10 protein-coding genes are annotated in these 15,802 nt (G+C 68.3%); 4 read left to right on the forward strand and 6 right to left on the reverse strand.

The annotated features are described in order from the left end of the window. The first annotated feature begins 69 nt into the window (after positions 1 to 69). The 4 genes from J2W78_RS18495 to J2W78_RS18510 all read left to right on the forward strand — a co-directional run bounded on the left by J2W78_RS18495 (position 70) and on the right by J2W78_RS18510 (position 4,650). Entirely contained in the window at positions 70 to 420 is a 351-nt protein-coding gene (locus tag J2W78_RS18495) for a DUF952 domain-containing protein (RefSeq protein WP_253372866.1), read from the forward strand. After that, entirely contained in the window at positions 417 to 1,493 is a 1,077-nt protein-coding gene (locus tag J2W78_RS18500) for a quinone-dependent dihydroorotate dehydrogenase (RefSeq protein WP_253372868.1), read from the forward strand. Before J2W78_RS18495 ends, J2W78_RS18500 begins: the two co-directional genes overlap by 4 nt. A gap of 518 nt (positions 1,494 to 2,011) precedes the next feature. Beyond that, a complete protein-coding gene (locus J2W78_RS18505) occupies positions 2,012 to 4,330 on the forward strand; it encodes an FdhF/YdeP family oxidoreductase (RefSeq protein ID WP_253372869.1) in 2,319 nt (772 codons plus the stop codon). Positions 4,331 to 4,347: 17 nt separating this feature from the next. After that, positions 4,348 to 4,650, forward strand: coding sequence for a hypothetical protein (locus J2W78_RS18510; protein WP_253372870.1), 303 nt, complete (start codon positions 4,348 to 4,350; stop codon positions 4,648 to 4,650). 10 nt (positions 4,651 to 4,660) lie between these two features. On the opposite strand, the gene J2W78_RS18515 is transcribed toward J2W78_RS18510, so the two are convergent. The 6 genes from J2W78_RS18515 to J2W78_RS18540 form a co-directional block, all read right to left on the reverse strand. Beyond that, positions 4,661 to 6,628, reverse strand: a complete 1,968-nt coding sequence (locus J2W78_RS18515) for a PAS domain-containing sensor histidine kinase (RefSeq protein WP_253372871.1) — start codon at positions 6,626 to 6,628, stop codon at positions 4,661 to 4,663. Positions 6,629 to 7,007: 379 nt separating this feature from the next. Next, complete coding sequence (locus J2W78_RS18520; RefSeq protein WP_253372872.1) at positions 7,008 to 9,167, reverse strand: TonB-dependent receptor; 2,160 nt, start codon at positions 9,165 to 9,167, stop codon at positions 7,008 to 7,010. A 151-nt stretch (positions 9,168 to 9,318) separates the two neighbouring features. Beyond that, the gene (locus tag J2W78_RS18525) at positions 9,319 to 11,934 is read right to left on the reverse strand and encodes a DNA translocase FtsK (protein WP_253372873.1); all 2,616 of its coding nucleotides are present in this window, start codon (positions 11,932 to 11,934) and stop codon (positions 9,319 to 9,321) included. Positions 11,935 to 12,132: 198 nt separating this feature from the next. After that, complete coding sequence (locus J2W78_RS18530; protein WP_253372874.1) at positions 12,133 to 13,395, reverse strand: outer membrane beta-barrel protein; 1,263 nt, start codon at positions 13,393 to 13,395, stop codon at positions 12,133 to 12,135. Positions 13,396 to 13,738: 343 nt separating this feature from the next. Beyond that, positions 13,739 to 15,235 carry an ammonium transporter gene (locus J2W78_RS18535; protein ID WP_253372875.1) on the reverse strand — a complete coding sequence of 499 codons (1,497 nt, stop codon included), beginning with the start codon at positions 15,233 to 15,235 and terminating at the stop codon, positions 13,739 to 13,741. 132 nt (positions 15,236 to 15,367) lie between these two features. After that, positions 15,368 to 15,706 carry a P-II family nitrogen regulator gene (locus tag J2W78_RS18540; RefSeq protein WP_253372876.1) on the reverse strand — a complete coding sequence of 113 codons (339 nt, stop codon included), beginning with the start codon at positions 15,704 to 15,706 and terminating at the stop codon, positions 15,368 to 15,370. Positions 15,707 to 15,802: the final 96 nt, after the last annotated feature.

The raw sequence follows: 15,802 nt of genomic DNA on the forward strand, positions 1-15,802 counted from the left end.
TATCCGGCATCGGTTGCCGCGGGGAAGCGCGCGTTCTATCGCTCCGGACGATTGACCCCTGGAGACCGGATGGCCCTCGTCTACAAGATCTGTCCGCGCGGCCTCTGGCAGGAGGCCGAAGCGCTCGGCCGCTTCACCGGCGCGCCCGTCGACCACGCCGACGGCTTCATCCACTTCTCGACCGCGGAACAGGTCGCCGAGACCGCCGCCCGCCACTTTTCCGGTCAGGACGATCTGCTCCTCGTGGCGATCGAGGGCGACGATCTCGGGCCGGCCCTGCGGTTCGAGCCGTCGCGGGGTGGCGCGCTGTTCCCGCACCTCTACGGCAACCTTCCCTTGAGCGCCGTGCGCTCCGTGACCGTCATCCCCCTGGGGGCGGACGGGCGGCACGTATTCCCGGCGGAGATCCCGCAGGCATGATCGACGCGCTCTTTCCCCTCGCCCGGCCGCTGCTGCACGGGCTCGACGCCGAGACGGCGCACGACCTGACGATTCGCGGCCTCTCGCTGCTGCCGCCGCGCCGGCCGCCGGCCGACGACGCGTCGCTTGCCGTCGAGATGTTCGGGCAACGCTTTCCCAACCCCGTCGGCCTCGCCGCCGGCTTCGACAAGGGCGCGCGGGTGGCCGACGCGCTGCTGGGTCTCGGCTTCGGTTTCGTCGAGGTCGGCGGAGTCGTGCCGCAGCCGCAGCCCGGCAATCCGCGCCCGCGGGTGTTCCGGCTTCCCGGCGACCGGGCGGTGATCAACCGCTTCGGCCTCAACAGCGAGGGGCTCGACGCGGTGGCCGACCGACTCAAGGCCCGCGCCGGACGCGAGGGGATCGTCGGCGTCAACATCGGGGCCAACAAGGAATCGGCGGACCGGCTCGCCGACTACGTCGCCTGCACCGCGCGGCTCGCGCCGCATGTCGCCTTCATCACCGTCAACGTCTCCTCGCCCAACACGCCGGGCCTGCGCGACCTTCAGGGTGAGGCCTTCCTCGACGACCTGCTCGCCCGCGTCGTCGCCGCCCGCGATGCCAGCGGATCGAGCGCAGCCGTGCTGCTCAAGATCGCGCCCGACATCGCCCTCGAAGGACTCGACGCCATGACGGCGACGGCGCTTCGGCGCGGCATCCAGGGCCTCGTCGTCTCGAACACCACGATCGCGCGGCCGGCATCACTCACGGACTCCTCCGTCGCGAAGGAGACCGGCGGCCTGTCCGGACGGCCACTGTTCGGCCCGTCGACGCGGCTCCTGGCCGAGACCTACCTGCGCGTCGGCGACCGGATCCCGCTGATCGGCGTCGGCGGCATCGATTCGGCGGAGGCCGCTTGGACCAAGATCCGCGCGGGTGCGCGCCTCGTCCAGCTCTACTCCGCCCTCGTCTACGAGGGGCCGGGGCTGGTCGGCACGATCAAGCGCGGCTTGAGCCAACGGCTGCGGGCGGAGGGTCTGACGAGCCTCGCCCCGGTCGTCGGGCGGGACGCGGCCGCCCTCGCTCGGAACGCCTGACTTAACGCCACGCAATCGCGCGGCGTGTTCGATGGGCTCGGCGCTTTGATTGAGTTGGCCCCGCCTTGCCATGATGGAGCGGGTCCAGTTCCGACTGTCACCGCACGCGTCCGTGACGTGATCCGACCTCGCGACGGCTGCCGGTCTCGCCTTCCATTCGGCCCGCACCGCGAAATCGGATCTGATCTACAAGGGAGCCAGCCGTTTGGATGAACCGGCTGGCAGCGCAATTTCATACAATGAGAACTTTGATGCAATGCATCAAAGTTCCGCTGGTCAGCCTTAGCTCCCGTGCTGATTTAGCTTCGAGCCATTCCAGAAACAGGCACCTTCTGGAATCGGATTAAACTGCCCTGCGTGCGACGAATGCCTCCCCCATCATCGACCACTCATCAACTCGCATCTGCGAGATGTTATTTCCCGGTCACGACATCTGAGACCGCTCACCCGCCAGGGGGCGAAGTGACGGGCGGGGATCGTCGAACACATCTCCCACATCGCGAAGACCGGGCTCTCGGATGGATCGTTCGCAAGGCTTACCCAAGCGTTCTTCCGCCGCGGGTGGGTGGGGTGCGCTGAAGAGCTGCGGCAAGTTCCTGTTGGGGAGTCGCGCGCCGCTCTCCGGCGCGCGCGCCCTGCTCAGCGCCAACCAGCCCGACGGCTTCGACTGCCCCGGCTGCGCCTGGGGTGACCCGGCTCACGGTTCGTCGTTCGAGTTCTGCGAGAATGGCGTGAAGGCGGTCTCCTGGGAGGCCACCGACAAGCGCGCGACGCCGCGTTTCTTTGCCAAGCATCCGGTCTCGGAGCTGCGCGGCTGGACCGATTACGCGCTGGAGAGCGAGGGCCGCCTTACCCATCCGATGCGCTACGATGCGCAGAGCGACACCTACCGCGCCGTGGAGTGGGAGGAGGCGTTCGCCGAGATCGGCGCGACCCTGCGCGGCCTCGACCATCCCGACCGCGTCGAGTTCTACACCTCCGGCCGCGCCTCCAACGAGGCGGCCTACCTCTACCAGCTCTTCGCCCGCGCCTACGGCACCAACAACTTCCCCGATTGCTCGAACATGTGCCATGAGGCGAGCGGCATCGCCCTCGTCCAGGCCATCGGCATCGGCAAGGGCACGGTGCTGCTGGAAGACTTCGAGAAGGCGGACGCGATCTTCGTCGTCGGCCAGAACCCCGGCACCAACCATCCGCGCATGCTGGGCGACCTGCGCCGGGCCGCCGAGCGCGGCGCGCGGGTGGTCGTGCTCAACCCCGTGCGCGAGCGCGGGCTGGAGCGCTTCGCCGACCCGCAGAACAGCGTCGAGATGCTGCGCGGCGCCAGCCGCCCGATCGCCAGCCACTACTACCAGCCGAAGCCCGGCGGCGACATGGCCGCCTTCCGCGGCATCGCCAAGGTCGTCTTCGCCCGTGATGCGGCGGCGATCGAGGCGGGCAAGGCTTCGCTCCTCGACCACGCCTTCCTCGCCGCCCATACCAGCGCCTTCGCCGATTACCGCGCTGCGGTCGAGGCAACGGAGTGGGATGCGATCCTCGACCAGTCCGGCCTGACCCGCGAGGAGATCGAGACCGCGGCCGACGTCTATCTCGGCGCCGACAAGGTGATCGCGACCTGGGCGATGGGCGTGACCCAGCACCGCCACTCGGTCGCGACGATCCGCGAGATCGCCAACCTCCTGTTCCTGCGCGGCCATATCGGTCGGCCCGGCGCAGGCTTGTGCCCAGTGCGCGGCCATTCCAACGTGCAGGGCGACCGCACCGTCGGCATCAACGAGAAGCCGCCGCTGGCCCTGCTCGAAGCCCTGGACAGAGAGTTCGGCCTCGCCGTGCCACGCAAGCACGGCCACAACGTGCTCGGCGCCATCGGCGCGATGCTCGACGGCTCGGCCAATGCCTTCATCGGGCTCGGCGGCAACTTCGTGCGCGCGACGCCGGACACGCGTCTGGTGGAGAGGGCGCTCGCCGGTTGCGAACTCACCGTCCACATCGCGACGAAGCTCAACCACTCGCATCTCGTGCCGGGCCGGGTCTCCTACCTGCTACCCTGCCTCGGGCGCACCGAGATCGACCGCAACAGCCGGGCCAAGGTTCAGATCGTGACCGTCGAGGATTCGATGAGCATGGTCCACGGCTCGGGCGGCATCAACAAGCCGGCTTCCCCGCACCTCCGCTCGGAGATCGGCATCATCGCCGGCATGGCCGCGGCCACCGTGGGTTCGGAGCGGATCGATTGGGCCGCGCTCGCCGACGATTACGATCTCATCCGCGATCGCATCGAGCGGACGATTCCGGGGTTCTCCGGCTTCAACACCCGGGTGCGCCGGCCCCGCGGCTTCATGCTGCGCAATCTCGCGGCCGAGCGGGTGTTCGAGACCGCGACCGGTCGGGCGGGTTTCTCCAGCGGCCCGCTGCCGGTAGCGACCGAGCACCAGCGCGCGCGCGCGCAGGGCGACACGTTCGTGCTGCAGACCTTCCGCAGCCACGACCAGTACAACACCACGATCTACGGGCTCGATGACCGCTACCGCGGCGTCTACGGCGAGCGCCGCGTCGTGTTTGCCAACCCGGACGACCTCGCCGAGTTGAAGGCGCGGGCGGGCGAGCGGGTCGATCTGATCTGCGTCCATGCCGAGGACGGCGTCGAGCGGGTGGCGGAGGATTTCCGCCTCGTGCCCTTCGACATGCCGCGCGGCGCGCTCGCCGGCTACTATCCGGAACTCAACGTGCTGGTGCCGCTCTCGGCCTTCGGCGAGTTCTCGGACACCCCGACCTCGAAGTCGGTGCTGGTTCAAGTGCGGGCCCGTGCCGCGAACGCCGTGGGCAAAGCCGCGTGAGCAGGGAGAACGGCCGCGTGAGCGAACCCGCCGCCGACGCCGAGACCTTTCTCGCCGCGACCGACACGATCGCGGCCCTGCGTCCCGAACTGAGCCTCCTGGAAGCCGGCCTCCTCGCCGGCCTCCATCTCGGGCTGGCGGCCGACAGCCGGAGCTTTGCCCGCATCTTCGGCGTTGAGCACGCCCTGGTGCTGCGCGCGGTGGAGGTTCTGACCGGTGAAGCGCTCCTAACCGTGACCGCCCGTGACGGCCGCACCCAGCGCACCCGTTACGAGGCAAGCCCGGCAGGCAGCGCGGTGCTGACGGCGCTCGCCGCCTGACCTTAGAGCGTTAGGCCGTACTTATCTGCCCGAATCGCTCGTCCAGCGGCAGTTCGATGGCGCAGCGCAGCCGCGTCTCCCCGAGTTCGTAGCGGGTCTTGGCGTTGAGCGCGTAGGGCATCGCCTGCTCGATCAACTCGCGTCCATAGCCGCGCCGCGTCGGGCGCTGTTCCTCGCGCGGCCGGCGGATGCCCTCTTCGATCCACTCGATCAGCAGGTTTCCTCCGCCCTGGTCGTCCCGGTCGGCGCGCCATGTCACCGAGAGGCGGCCGTGCTCGGTCGTCAGAGCACCATACTTGCGGGCATTGGTGGCCAGCTCGTGCACGGCAAGCGCCAGGGTCTGCACCGACGCCTTATGCAGGCGCACCGGCGGGCCGGCGACATGGATCCGGTCGGCGTCGTCGCCGCCCCCGAGAGCGTCCAACTCGGTCTGGATCAGGCTGCGCAGGGTGATCGGCTCCTGCTCCGAGCGCGACAGCAACCCCTGGACCCGCGACAGGGCGGCGAGCCGGTCGTTGAACTGCTCGCGGAAGCGCTCCGTCGGGCCGGTCTGCGCCATGGTCTGGTGGGCGATGGAGCGCACGACGCCGAGCAGGTTGCGGGTGCGGTGCTGCAGCTCGGCGACGAGAACGGTCTGGCGCTCCTGCAGATCGTGCAGATCGTGGATGTCCATGGCGGCACCGATCCACTGCGTAACCTGCCCCTCTGTGTCGAGGATCGGCGCCTGCCGCACGAGGAACCAGCGGTACCGCCCGTCGTGATGGCGGATGCGCTGCTGCACCTCGATCAACCGCTGCTGCTCGCGTCCTGAGCGGAAGGCCTCGCGCGCCGCGTCGCGGTCGTCGGGGTGGACCGCTTCGAGCCAGCCGCCGACCTGCGATTGCTGCAGGGTCTGGCCGGTATAGGCGAGCCAAGCCTCGTTGAGGGAGTTGTGCTGCCCGCTCTCGTCGGACCGCCACAACAGGACGGGGATGAGGCTCGCCAGGGTGCGGAAGCGATCCTCGCTCTCGCGCAGGGCCGCTTGCGCGATCGCGTCGCGAAGCCGGAGCACCTCTTCCTGCGCCGCCTTCCAGGCCGAGATCTCCTTGGTGGTGATGGCCACCCCGTCGCCAAGCTGCACCACGCACTGGAAGAACCAGCCGTCGAACTGCTCGTGGGCGTAGCGGCGCTCCGCGGTCGCGGGCTGGCCGGTTTCCGTGACACGCTTGAAGGTGTCGAAGATGCCCTCCTGCACCACGCCCGGGTTACGCTCCAGCAGGCTCTGCCCACTCACTTCGCCGTAGCGACTCTCGGAGGTGTGGTTGTTCAGGAGCCAGCGGAAATCGACGATCTCGCCCGCCGAATCGCGCACGGCCTTGAAGACCTGGATCATGTCCATGGAGCTGTCCATGGTCGCCTTGAACAGGTCGCGGCTTGCTTGAAGCTCCGCCGTCCGCTCTTGCACCTGGCGTTCCAGCTCGGCCCGGAAGCCGGCCTCGCTCTCGCGCAACGCCCGGTCCGCCAGCACGCGGGCCGTGCTCTCGAGCAGGGTGACCAGGATGCCCACGACCCGCTCCGCGTCGTCCCGCAGCGGGCTGTAGGTCAGCGTGAACCACGCGTCTTCGAGGCGTCCCGACCGAGACAGCGGGTAGAGCGCGTCCTCGAAGGTGACCGTCTCGCCGTTCCAGACCCGCTCGTAGATCGGCGCGTTGATGTGCCAGATCTCGGGCCAGCACGCGCGTGACGGCTGACCAAGCCCGGCCGGATGCTTCAATCCCATCAGGTCCCGGAAGCCGTCGTTGTAGACCTGGATCAGATCCCGGCCCCACAGCGCGATCATGGGGAAGCCGCAGCCGAGGATCAGGCTGATCGTGGCCCTGAGGCTGGGCGGCCAAATGTCCGCCGCACCGAGCGCCGTCGCGGCCCAGTCATGCGTCCGGATCCGCTCGGCCATCTCGCCGCGGATCGACTGCGGAGGTGGAGTGTCGCTCCCATCCATCCCGCACCTTGGCACAGCTTTCCGAAGCGTACTACGTAGACGCTGAGAACAGGACACGCCGCATTCGCGCCGCGTTCGTTACGGCATCCCTTAACTTGGTAATAGATGGATCATATCGGGGACGAACCTCGCCTCCGGGAATCGTGGCCTGTCTCGACAGATACGCTCAGTCTACGCTGCATCGAAGAGAGTCGACGCTTGACGGCCGACGGCTGATTGCCGTCACCCGCGATGTCCTTACTCCGGAACGCTAAGAAACTGCCGCTCATCGTAACAGCCGCCGCACCGGCGTTCCTTCAGGTAGAACCGGCACGATGGGGCGTGGGGATGCGCATTGGGCCACGCGCGGCGAGGGTTCGAACCAAGCGGGCCCCGGCCATCAGAACCGCGCCGTCAGGAAGAGCCGAACGTTGCGGCCCGGCAGCACCACCTCGTCCTTGCGGAAGGAGGCGGCGTTGCGGATCACGTCGTCGAGCAGGTTCGTGCCGCGCAGGCCGAGCGTCACCTCGCTGAGACCATGGACCGCCGGATCGAGCGGACGGCTATAGGCGATCTCCGCCTTGAGGTCGTTGTAGCCCGGTGTCGGCGTCTCCAGCGTGCCGGTCTGGGTCTGGGCGAAGGCGTGCAGTAGGCTGAGCTGGGCGAACCAGCCGTCGGCCCGCAGGAAGACGCCGCCGCCGACGCGGTGGGGAGGAATGCGCGGCACGAAGCTGCCGTCGTCGAACTGCGCGCGCACGAAGTCGTACTGCGCACTGATGCCGGCAAAGCCATCGCCGACCGGCACGATGTCGATCTGGCTCGCGATCTCGGCACCGGCGAAGGTGGCACCGGCCTGCGAATAGGTGACCTGCCGCAGATCCCCGCCGCCGATCCCGCAAAAGTCGAAGGTGTCGCCGCAGGTGAAGCCGGTCAGGCGCTTGAAGACGAAGCCGGTATAGCGCGTGACGTAGCCGGTGGCATCAAAGCGGAACGGTCCCTCCGCCCGCCGGATCGCCACCTCGACGGTGCGGGCGCGTTCAACCTTGAGGTTCGGATCGCCGATCTCGAAGGTCGCGGAAGCCTCGTGCGGCCCGCGCGAGAACAGTTCGGGCGAGGTCGGCGCGCGCTCGACATAGGAGCCGGTCAGGCTCCCCACGAACCCGTGGGGCAGATCCTGGAGCGCAGCGAAGCTCGCGCTTTTCGGGGCGAAGCGGCGGATGCGGCGCGATTCCACCGGCTCGTCGCCGGGGCCTTCGGGCAGGAAGTCCGAGGGGAAGAGCGCCTGCGTGCCGGCGACGCGGTTGCCCTCGATGCGGCCCGCCGCCTGGAACCGCAGACCGCCGCCGAGCGCCAGTTCCTCGAACAGGTAGGCGGCCTGCACCCGTGTGTCGGTCGGGCGCAACAGGCCCCCTTCCGCCCCCGAGATGCGGAGCTTGCGCCGGTCGGCCTGGACGCCGAGCTGTCCGCTGAAGGTGCCGAACGCGGTCTCGACCGGCACGTGGTCGAACTCGATCCGTCCCTCCGCCGCACGGTTCTTGAACACCGCCTCGATTCCCTCGACACCGTTGGCGTCGGTGCCGAACTCGTTGTGGCGGTAGTTCGAGCCGCCCGCCCAGAACCGGATCGCCGCGAACGGCCCGTCCAGCGGCCGGTACTCGCCGCGGGCCTGGAGCTTGTCCTGCACCGGATCGAGGCGGGTGCGCTGCGCCGCGGAGCTGAGGCCGGGGATGCCGTAGACGGAATCGAAGTGGCTGAAGGACAATCCGACGAAGCCGCGATCGAACAGGTAGGAGGTGCCGAAGGCTCCGCCCTGCGATTCGTTGAAGGAATTGCGCTGGATGCCGAGCGGCGTGTTGTAGTCGTCCGCCACGCTCCGGAAGGCATCGGCATGGACGGCGACGTTGCCGCTGCCGGCATCGACCGTGGCGGCGGCGTTGCGGCCCTTGTCGACGGCCGAGTAGCCGGTGGTCACCCGTCCCGCGACGCCGCCGGCTGGAATGCTCGTCGGGATGCGGTTGTTCTCGACCGAGACCACCCCCCCGACCGCCTGCGAGCCGTAGCGAAGGCCCGCGGGACCTCGGATGACCTCGATCCGGTCGTTGATCAGCGGGTTGATCGGGACGGCGTGGTCCTCGCCGAGATCGGACATGTCCTGCACGCCGGTGCCGTTCTCGAGGATGCGGACACGGTGATTGTCGAGGCCGCGGATGATCGGCCGCGAGGCGGAGCCCGGCGCGAAGGTGGTTGCGGACAGGCCCGGCTTGTCGAACAGAGCCTCGCCGAGCGAGGTCGGCTGCGAGCGGGCAAGTTCGGCTCCGGAGACGACGCTGACCGTCGAGAACCGGTCGGTCACCACCGGCAGGACGCCGACCGGGTCGGCTGGCTTCGGCTCCGATCCAGCCCCACCCGGACCCGCTTTCCGTGCCGGCTTGTCCGAGACGACGCTGATCTCGTCGAGGGAGACTTCTTCCGCGTGAAGCGGCGACGCGACGAGGCTGGCGATGCCGATCCCGGCGAAAGGGCCGACCCAGGAACCCGCTACATAGCGCTTTCTCGACATAAAACTTAAGCCTCGCAATTATAGCTGATGCTATAAATCCGAGCGTAGCCGTTGTCGAGTCCGAAGGAAGGCCCCGAAACGCGAAAGCGCGTCGCCCTCGTTCGAGGGCGACGCGCTGCAAGATCGATCGATGATGCGAGCGGTAGGTGGGTCAGTAGGCCTGCGGTTCGGGCTCGACGAGAATCTCGCGTTTTCCGGCGTGGTTGGCCGGTCCGACGAGGCCTTCGGTCTCCATCCGCTCCATCAGCGAGGCGGCGCGGTTGTAGCCGATCTGGAGGCGGCGCTGGATGTAGGAGGTGGAGGCCTTCTTATCCCGCAGCACCACGGCCACCGCCTGCTCGTAGAGGTCACCGCCCTCTCCGCCGCCGCCGAACTGGCCGGCATCGAAGACGGGGCCGTCCTCGGACGCGGCGCCCCCGGCCGGGATCTCGCCCTCGTCGGCGGTAACGGCCTCGAGGTAGGAGGGACGGCCCTGGCGCTTGAGATGGGCGACCACCGTCTCGACCTCGGAGTCCGAGCAGAACGGCCCGTGCACGCGGGTCGTGCGCCCGCCCCCGGCCATGAACAGCATGTCGCCCTGGCCCAGCAACTGCTCCGCGCCCATCTCGCCCAGGATCGTGCGGCTGTCGATCTTGCTCGTCACCTGGAAGGAGATGCGGGTTGGGAAGTTCGCCTTGATCGTGCCGGTGATGACATCGACCGAGGGGCGCTGCGTCGCCATGATGAGGTGGATGCCGGCCGCGCGCGCCATCTGCGCCAGACGCTGGATCGCGCCCTCGATGTCCTTGCCTGCCACCATCATCAGGTCGGCCATCTCGTCGACCACGATCACGATGTAGGGCAGCGGGTTGAGGTCCATGACCTCGTCCTCGTAGACCGCCTCGCCGGTGGAACGGTCGAAGCCGGTCTGCACGGTCCGGGTCAGGGTCTCGCCGCGGGCGCGGGCCTCTTCGAGGCGCGCGTTGAAGCCGTCGATGTTGCGCACACCGACCTTCGACATCTTCTTGTAGCGCTCCTCCATCTCGCGCACGGCCCATTTGAGGGCGATCACCGCCTTCTTCGGGTCGGTGACGACGGGGGAGAGCAGGTGCGGGATGCCGTCGTAGACCGACAGTTCCAGCATCTTGGGATCGACCATGATGAGGCGGCACTCTTCCGGCTTGAGCCGGTAGAGCAGCGACAGGATCATGGTGTTGATGGCCACCGACTTGCCCGAGCCCGTGGTGCCGGCCACCAGCAGGTGCGGCATCCGGGCGAGGTCGGCGATGATCGGCTCGCCGCCGATGTTCTTGCCCAGGCACAGGGCGAGCTTCTGCTTGGTCTCGACGAAATCCTCGGAGGCAAGAAGTTCGCGCAAGAACACCGTCTCGCGCTTGGCGTTGGGCAGTTCGATGCCGATGGCGTTGCGGCCGGGGACGACGGCGACGCGGGCGGAGACGGCGGACATCGAGCGGGCGATATCGTCGGCAAGCGCGATGACGCGGCTCGACTTGGTGCCGGGCGCCGGCTCCAGTTCGTACAACGTCACCACGGGGCCGGGGCGCACGGCGAGGATGTCACCGCGGACGCCGAAGTCCTGCAGCGTCGCCTCCAGCATGGTGGCGTTCTGCTCCAACGCCTCCGCTGAAACCTCGGAGCCGGGCGCCGCCTCGCGGGGACGGGCGAGAAGCTCCAGGGCGGGCGGCCGGTACTCGCCGGCCTCCGGGCGGGGCTCGGCCGGGCGCGGACGCGCCGCCGGGGCCTGCGGCAGCGGGCGCGCAACGCGGGTGGGCGGCTCGTCGGCGGCCATATCCGCCCCGGTGCCGATCGGCGCGGGGCGCTGCGGGGCGGCACGGGTGGGCGCCTCGTCCGAATCGTCGTCTTCCGGTTCGAATTGCGGCTCGCGACGGCCCGAGACGTCGGAACGCTCGCGGGCCTGCGGCGCCCAGGGGGCCTCCTCCGGGTCGGCGAAGGCGCGGCGCGCCGCCAGCGCAGGCGAGGCGCCGGCATAAGCGAGCCCCTCGTCCTCGTCGGGCGGGGCCTGCCAGGATTCGAGCCGGGTGCGCAGCGAGGCGCGGCCCCGCATGACGGCTTGCGCGAGCGCGCCCAGCGACAGGATGCCGAGGCTCGGCTCGTCGGCGTCGTGGCGCTCCTCGTGGGCCGAGGCACGGCCGGAACGGGGCACCGGGCGCGATGCACCGTAGGGCACCTCCTCGTCCTCCTCGAAGTCCGGCTTGGTCACGCGGCACGCGGCGGTGAGGCTGAGGATGGCGCAGGCCGCGAACAGGAAGCCGGCGAAGTGCGCCAGCGGCCCGACCAGCATCCGCGTGCCGGCCAGCAGCGCGTCGCCCGCGACGCCGCCCATGCCGGTGGGCAAGGGCCAGCGATCCGTCGGCGGCAGGGCGCTCGCGACCGCACTCGCGCAGAGCACCCCGACGAACCACAGAACGATGCGCAAGCCGCCATGCGGCAGGTCGCGCTCGCGCATCAACCGGACGCCCCACAGGGCGGGGGGCAGTGCGAGCGCGATCGAGCCGAGCCCGAGAAGCTGCATGGCGAGGTCGGCCACGACGGCACCGGGACGGCCGAGCACGTTGTGTGCCCGCTGGTCGGTGGCGTGGTTGAGGCTCGGGTCGTTGATCGACCACGTCGCCAGGGAGACGGTCAACGCGACCGCGCCGGTGAAGAGAATCAGGCCGCCGCACTCCGTCAGCCGCTTGGCCAGGAACGGCCGCAGGCTGTCGACGAAGGTGTCGTAGGGCGACGCGGAACGGCGAAGGGAACGCATGCGCAGACCGGTCCGGTGTCAACGATCCGGTAAGGCTAATGCGGGGCGGTTAACGGGGGGCTAAGTCTGCGCCGCAAAGCGGTGGGCCGTCGGCGGCCGAGACCCGGACCGAGGTGGCGCCTTGAAATGCAGGAAGCCCCGGATTCCTCCGAGGCTTCCAAAGCGAGGCTGTTTCCCGCCGGCGAACCGGCCCCGTTCTCAGAAGGTGAAGCCGGTCTCCATGAGGTAGCGCTCCTGCGACCGCTTGGTGCCGTCGCGGCCGAAGCCGAAGCCGGGGGTCACGTCGTAGGCCTGGACGGTCGCGAACTCGCCGCGGAGGAAGTAGCGGTCCCAGGTGAAGGTCGGGGTGATCGTGAACGAGAAGGCCGAGCTGCCCGGACCGTAGAGGACGCTGGTGCCGCCGCGGCCGGTGACCACGCCCCGCGTGCCCGACTGCTCGATGTACTCGAGACGGCCGGCGAGCGCGAAGTTGTCGGTGAAGGTGTAGCCGGCCAGCAGCGTGCCGCCCCAGGTCTCGGCGCCCTCGATCGGGGAGAAGTACCCCTCCTTGCGCGCGACGTTGGTGTATTGGAAGTACGGCGAGATGATCCACGGCCCGTTGGCGTAGGTGTAGTTCACGCTGATGATGCTGCTGTTCTGCAGCGAGTTGATCGTGGCGAACTGGAAGCGCGGGCTGCGGGTCGAGGCGTCGAAGTCGCTGAAATGCGTGCCGCCGTTGATGCCGATCGTGTTCGAGTCGTTGAGCTTGTAGGTGGCGAAGCCCGTCACCCAGTTCAGCTCACCCGAGTAGAAGCCGTCGGTCACCGCGAGCGCGGCCGCGAACGGGCCGCTGGCGTAGTTCACCTGAACGCCGTGGTTGATGAAGTTCTCCTGGTTGAACAGCAGGCCGCGGGAGATGTTCAGGTTCTGGTAGGAGAACAGCAGCTCGGAGCCGATGTTGGTGAACATCCGGCCGGCCTGGATCGACCACTCGTCGTTGATCTGCCACTTGCCGAAGGCCACCGGGATCGGGCCGAACAGCGATTCGGTCTGCTCGAACGCGGAGTAGAGCGGCAGGCCGAGCGCCGGGATCGAGTACAGGCCGGCATGGACATAGAACTGCAGCGGGCCGTCGGCCTTCTGGATCCAGCCCTGGAGGTTCGAGAAATCGACGCGGCCGAAGCGATCCTGCTCGGCGCTGGGGGAGAGGATGCCGAAGGCGTTGGTCTGGGTATAGGCGAAGCCGGTGACCGCGCCGCCGACATAGATGTCGCCCAGTCCCGTGACGAAGCAGGCCGGGTTCGGGTTGGCCTTGATGAGACCGCCGAAGGTCGGGGTGGAGATCGCAGCCTTACAATGCTCCTCGACGATGACGGGCGCCGACGCGGCAGCAGGCATGTCTGCGGCGAGAACTGGGAGCGCGTTGATGCTCAGGGTGGAAAGCACCGCGCTCGCGGCCAGAAGCTTTGTTTTGATTGTCATTGCGGTCAGCCCCACATTCGATACGGCCAAGGTGCCGAACTCGCCGCCGCGCCGCAAAATGAAGTTTTGCGCAAGTGCCCATTTTTTAGTCAATTTTGGCCGAGATCAACCTACGCGCGGAAGATGTTGCCAGAAAGCAACATATTTTAAGGCGCCTTAAACTGCACAATCGCCACAGAATCGGACGCGATCTTTACGTTTCATTGACCAATCCAGTCGTCGCGGCCGAGAGCGATCACAGCGGAAGACGGGTCGGCATCGACGGCGCGGCGCATGAAAAAGGCCCCGGCGCATCGCGCCGAGGCCCTGGTTCAGGGTGCCTGCCGAGACGGCAGGCTCTCACTCAGTAGTTGTAGGCGCGCTCGCCGTGGTCGGCGATGTCGAGCCCCTCGCGCTCTTCTTCCTGCGTCACGCGCAGGCCGATCGTCAGATCGACGAGCTTGTAGAGGATCGCCGAGCCGATGCCCGACCACAGGATGGTGAAGCCCACCGCCTTCGCCTGGATGATGACCTGGGCGACCATGTCGTAGGCGCCGACGGTCAGCTCACCGGGCTTGGTGGTGTAGTCGGGGATGCCGGCGCCGCCGAGATCGGGCGAGACCAGGATACCCGTGGCGATGGCACCGAGGATGCCGCCGACGCAGTGCACGCCGAACACGTCGAGGGAGTCGTCGTAGCCCAGCGCGTTCTTCACGGTGGAGCACATCACGAAGCAGACCGCGCCTGCGGCGAGACCCAGAACGATCGAGCCCATCGGACCGGCAAAGCCCGCGGCCGGCGTGACGGCGACGAGGCCGGCAATGGCGCCCGAGAGCATGCCGAGGAGCGACGGCTTACCCTTGGCGGCCCATTCCACGAACAGCCAGGAGACGGCGGCCGCAGCGGTGGCGACGAAGGTGTTGATCATCGCCAGACCCGCGGCGCCGTTGGCTTCGAGGTTCGAACCGGCGTTGAAGCCGAACCAGCCGACCCAGAGCAGCGAGGCGCCGATCGTGGTCATGGTCAGCGAGTGCGGAGCCAGCAGGTCGCGGCCGTAGCCGATGCGCTTGCCGAGCATCAGGCAGCCGACGAGGCCGGCGATGCCTGCGTTGATGTGCACGACGGTGCCGCCGGCGAAGTCGAGGGCGCCCCACTTGAAGAGCATGCCGGCATCACCCAGCACCGCGTCGTACTCGGCCTTGGCCGCAGCGTTGGCCTCGCCACCAGCGGCGGCGAGCTTGCGGGCCGCATCGGCGAAGACGTCCGGGCCGCCCCAGTACCAGACCATGTGGGCCATCGGGAAGTAGATCAGCGTGACCCAGAGGATCGTGAACACGACCAGCGCCGAGAACTTCATCCGCTCGGCGAAGGCGCCGACGATGAGACCGGGGGTGATCATCGCGAACGTCATCTGGAAGCAGATGTAGACGTATTCGGGGATCACGACGCCATTGGAGAAGGTTGCCGCCACCGAGTTGGCGTCGACGCCCTTGAGGAAGGCCTTGGAGAACCCGCCGACGAAGTCGTTGAGGCCGCCGCCATTGGTGAAGGCGAGGCTGTAGCCGTAGGTCACCCACAGCAGGCAGACGATCGAGGCGATCGCGAAGACTTGGGTCAGCACCGAGAGCATGTTCTTGGTGCGCACGAGGCCGCCGTAGAACAGGGCGAGGCCGGGCACGGTCATCAGCAGAACGAGGATCGCCGAGAGCAGCATCCACGCCGTGTCGCCCTTGTTGGGCACCGGTGCGGCCGCAGTGACGGCGGGCTCGACCGTCGGCGCCTGCGCGAGCGACGGCTCGACGAAGAGGAGGCCGAGGGCGGCTCCTCCCAGTCCGAGCGCGAGAAGGTTACGAAGTTTCATGGACAGGAAGCTCCTGATCGCAGTGCGTCGAGCGTTGAGGAGAAAGGGTGGGCGGCGCGGCCGGGCGCGTTCCGCCGGAACGGGTGAAGTGCTGTCAGGGCATCGAAGAGGATTGCGATGCGGGACAGGGTGTCAGAGCGCGTCCGCGTCGGTCTCGCCGGTCCGGATACGAACCGCCTTTTCCAGCGGCATCACGAAGATCTTGCCGTCGCCGATCTGTCCGGTGCGGGCAGCGCCCGCGATCGCGTCGATCACGCTCGTCACGAGGTCGGCCGAGACCGCCACCTCGATCTTGAGCTTGGGCAGGAAGCTCACGGCATACTCGGCTCCGCGATAGATCTCGGTGTGGCCCTTCTGCCGGCCGTAGCCCTTGACCTCGGTCACGGTCAGACCGTGCACGCCTATGCCGGTCAGAGCGTCGCGGACCTCCTCCAACTTGAACGGCTTGATGATCGCCATCACGATTTTCATGGGCGGCGCCCCCTTTGTCCTGTCGTCTCACCGCCGGCCGCGCACGGGCCGAGACTCGGCGGTTCCGCGGGGATCGGAATGACCCCGCAGCCGGGC

Origin of the sequence: Methylorubrum extorquens, assembly GCF_024169925.1 — a bacterium.
Taxonomy (GTDB): Bacteria; Pseudomonadota; Alphaproteobacteria; order Rhizobiales; family Beijerinckiaceae; genus Methylobacterium; species Methylobacterium extorquens_A.

What these genes read in the sequence shown, in the direction of transcription:
- J2W78_RS18530 (WP_253372874.1), bottom strand. Translation starts at nt 13,395, where the DNA reads ATGACAATCAAAACAAAGCTTCTGGCCGCGAGCGCGGTGCTTTCCACC.
- J2W78_RS18540 (WP_253372876.1), bottom strand. Translation starts at nt 15,706, where the DNA reads ATGAAAATCGTGATGGCGATCATCAAGCCGTTCAAGTTGGAGGAGGTC.
- J2W78_RS18495 (WP_253372866.1), top strand. Translation starts at nt 70, where the DNA reads ATGGCCCTCGTCTACAAGATCTGTCCGCGCGGCCTCTGGCAGGAGGCC.
- J2W78_RS18505 (WP_253372869.1), top strand. Translation starts at nt 2,012, where the DNA reads ATGGATCGTTCGCAAGGCTTACCCAAGCGTTCTTCCGCCGCGGGTGGG.
- J2W78_RS18535 (WP_253372875.1), bottom strand. Translation starts at nt 15,235, where the DNA reads ATGAAACTTCGTAACCTTCTCGCGCTCGGACTGGGAGGAGCCGCCCTC.
- J2W78_RS18520 (WP_253372872.1), bottom strand. Translation starts at nt 9,167, where the DNA reads ATGTCGAGAAAGCGCTATGTAGCGGGTTCCTGGGTCGGCCCTTTCGCC.
- J2W78_RS18515 (WP_253372871.1), bottom strand. Translation starts at nt 6,628, where the DNA reads ATGGATGGGAGCGACACTCCACCTCCGCAGTCGATCCGCGGCGAGATG.
- J2W78_RS18525 (WP_253372873.1), bottom strand. Translation starts at nt 11,934, where the DNA reads ATGCGTTCCCTTCGCCGTTCCGCGTCGCCCTACGACACCTTCGTCGAC.
- J2W78_RS18500 (WP_253372868.1), top strand. Translation starts at nt 417, where the DNA reads ATGATCGACGCGCTCTTTCCCCTCGCCCGGCCGCTGCTGCACGGGCTC.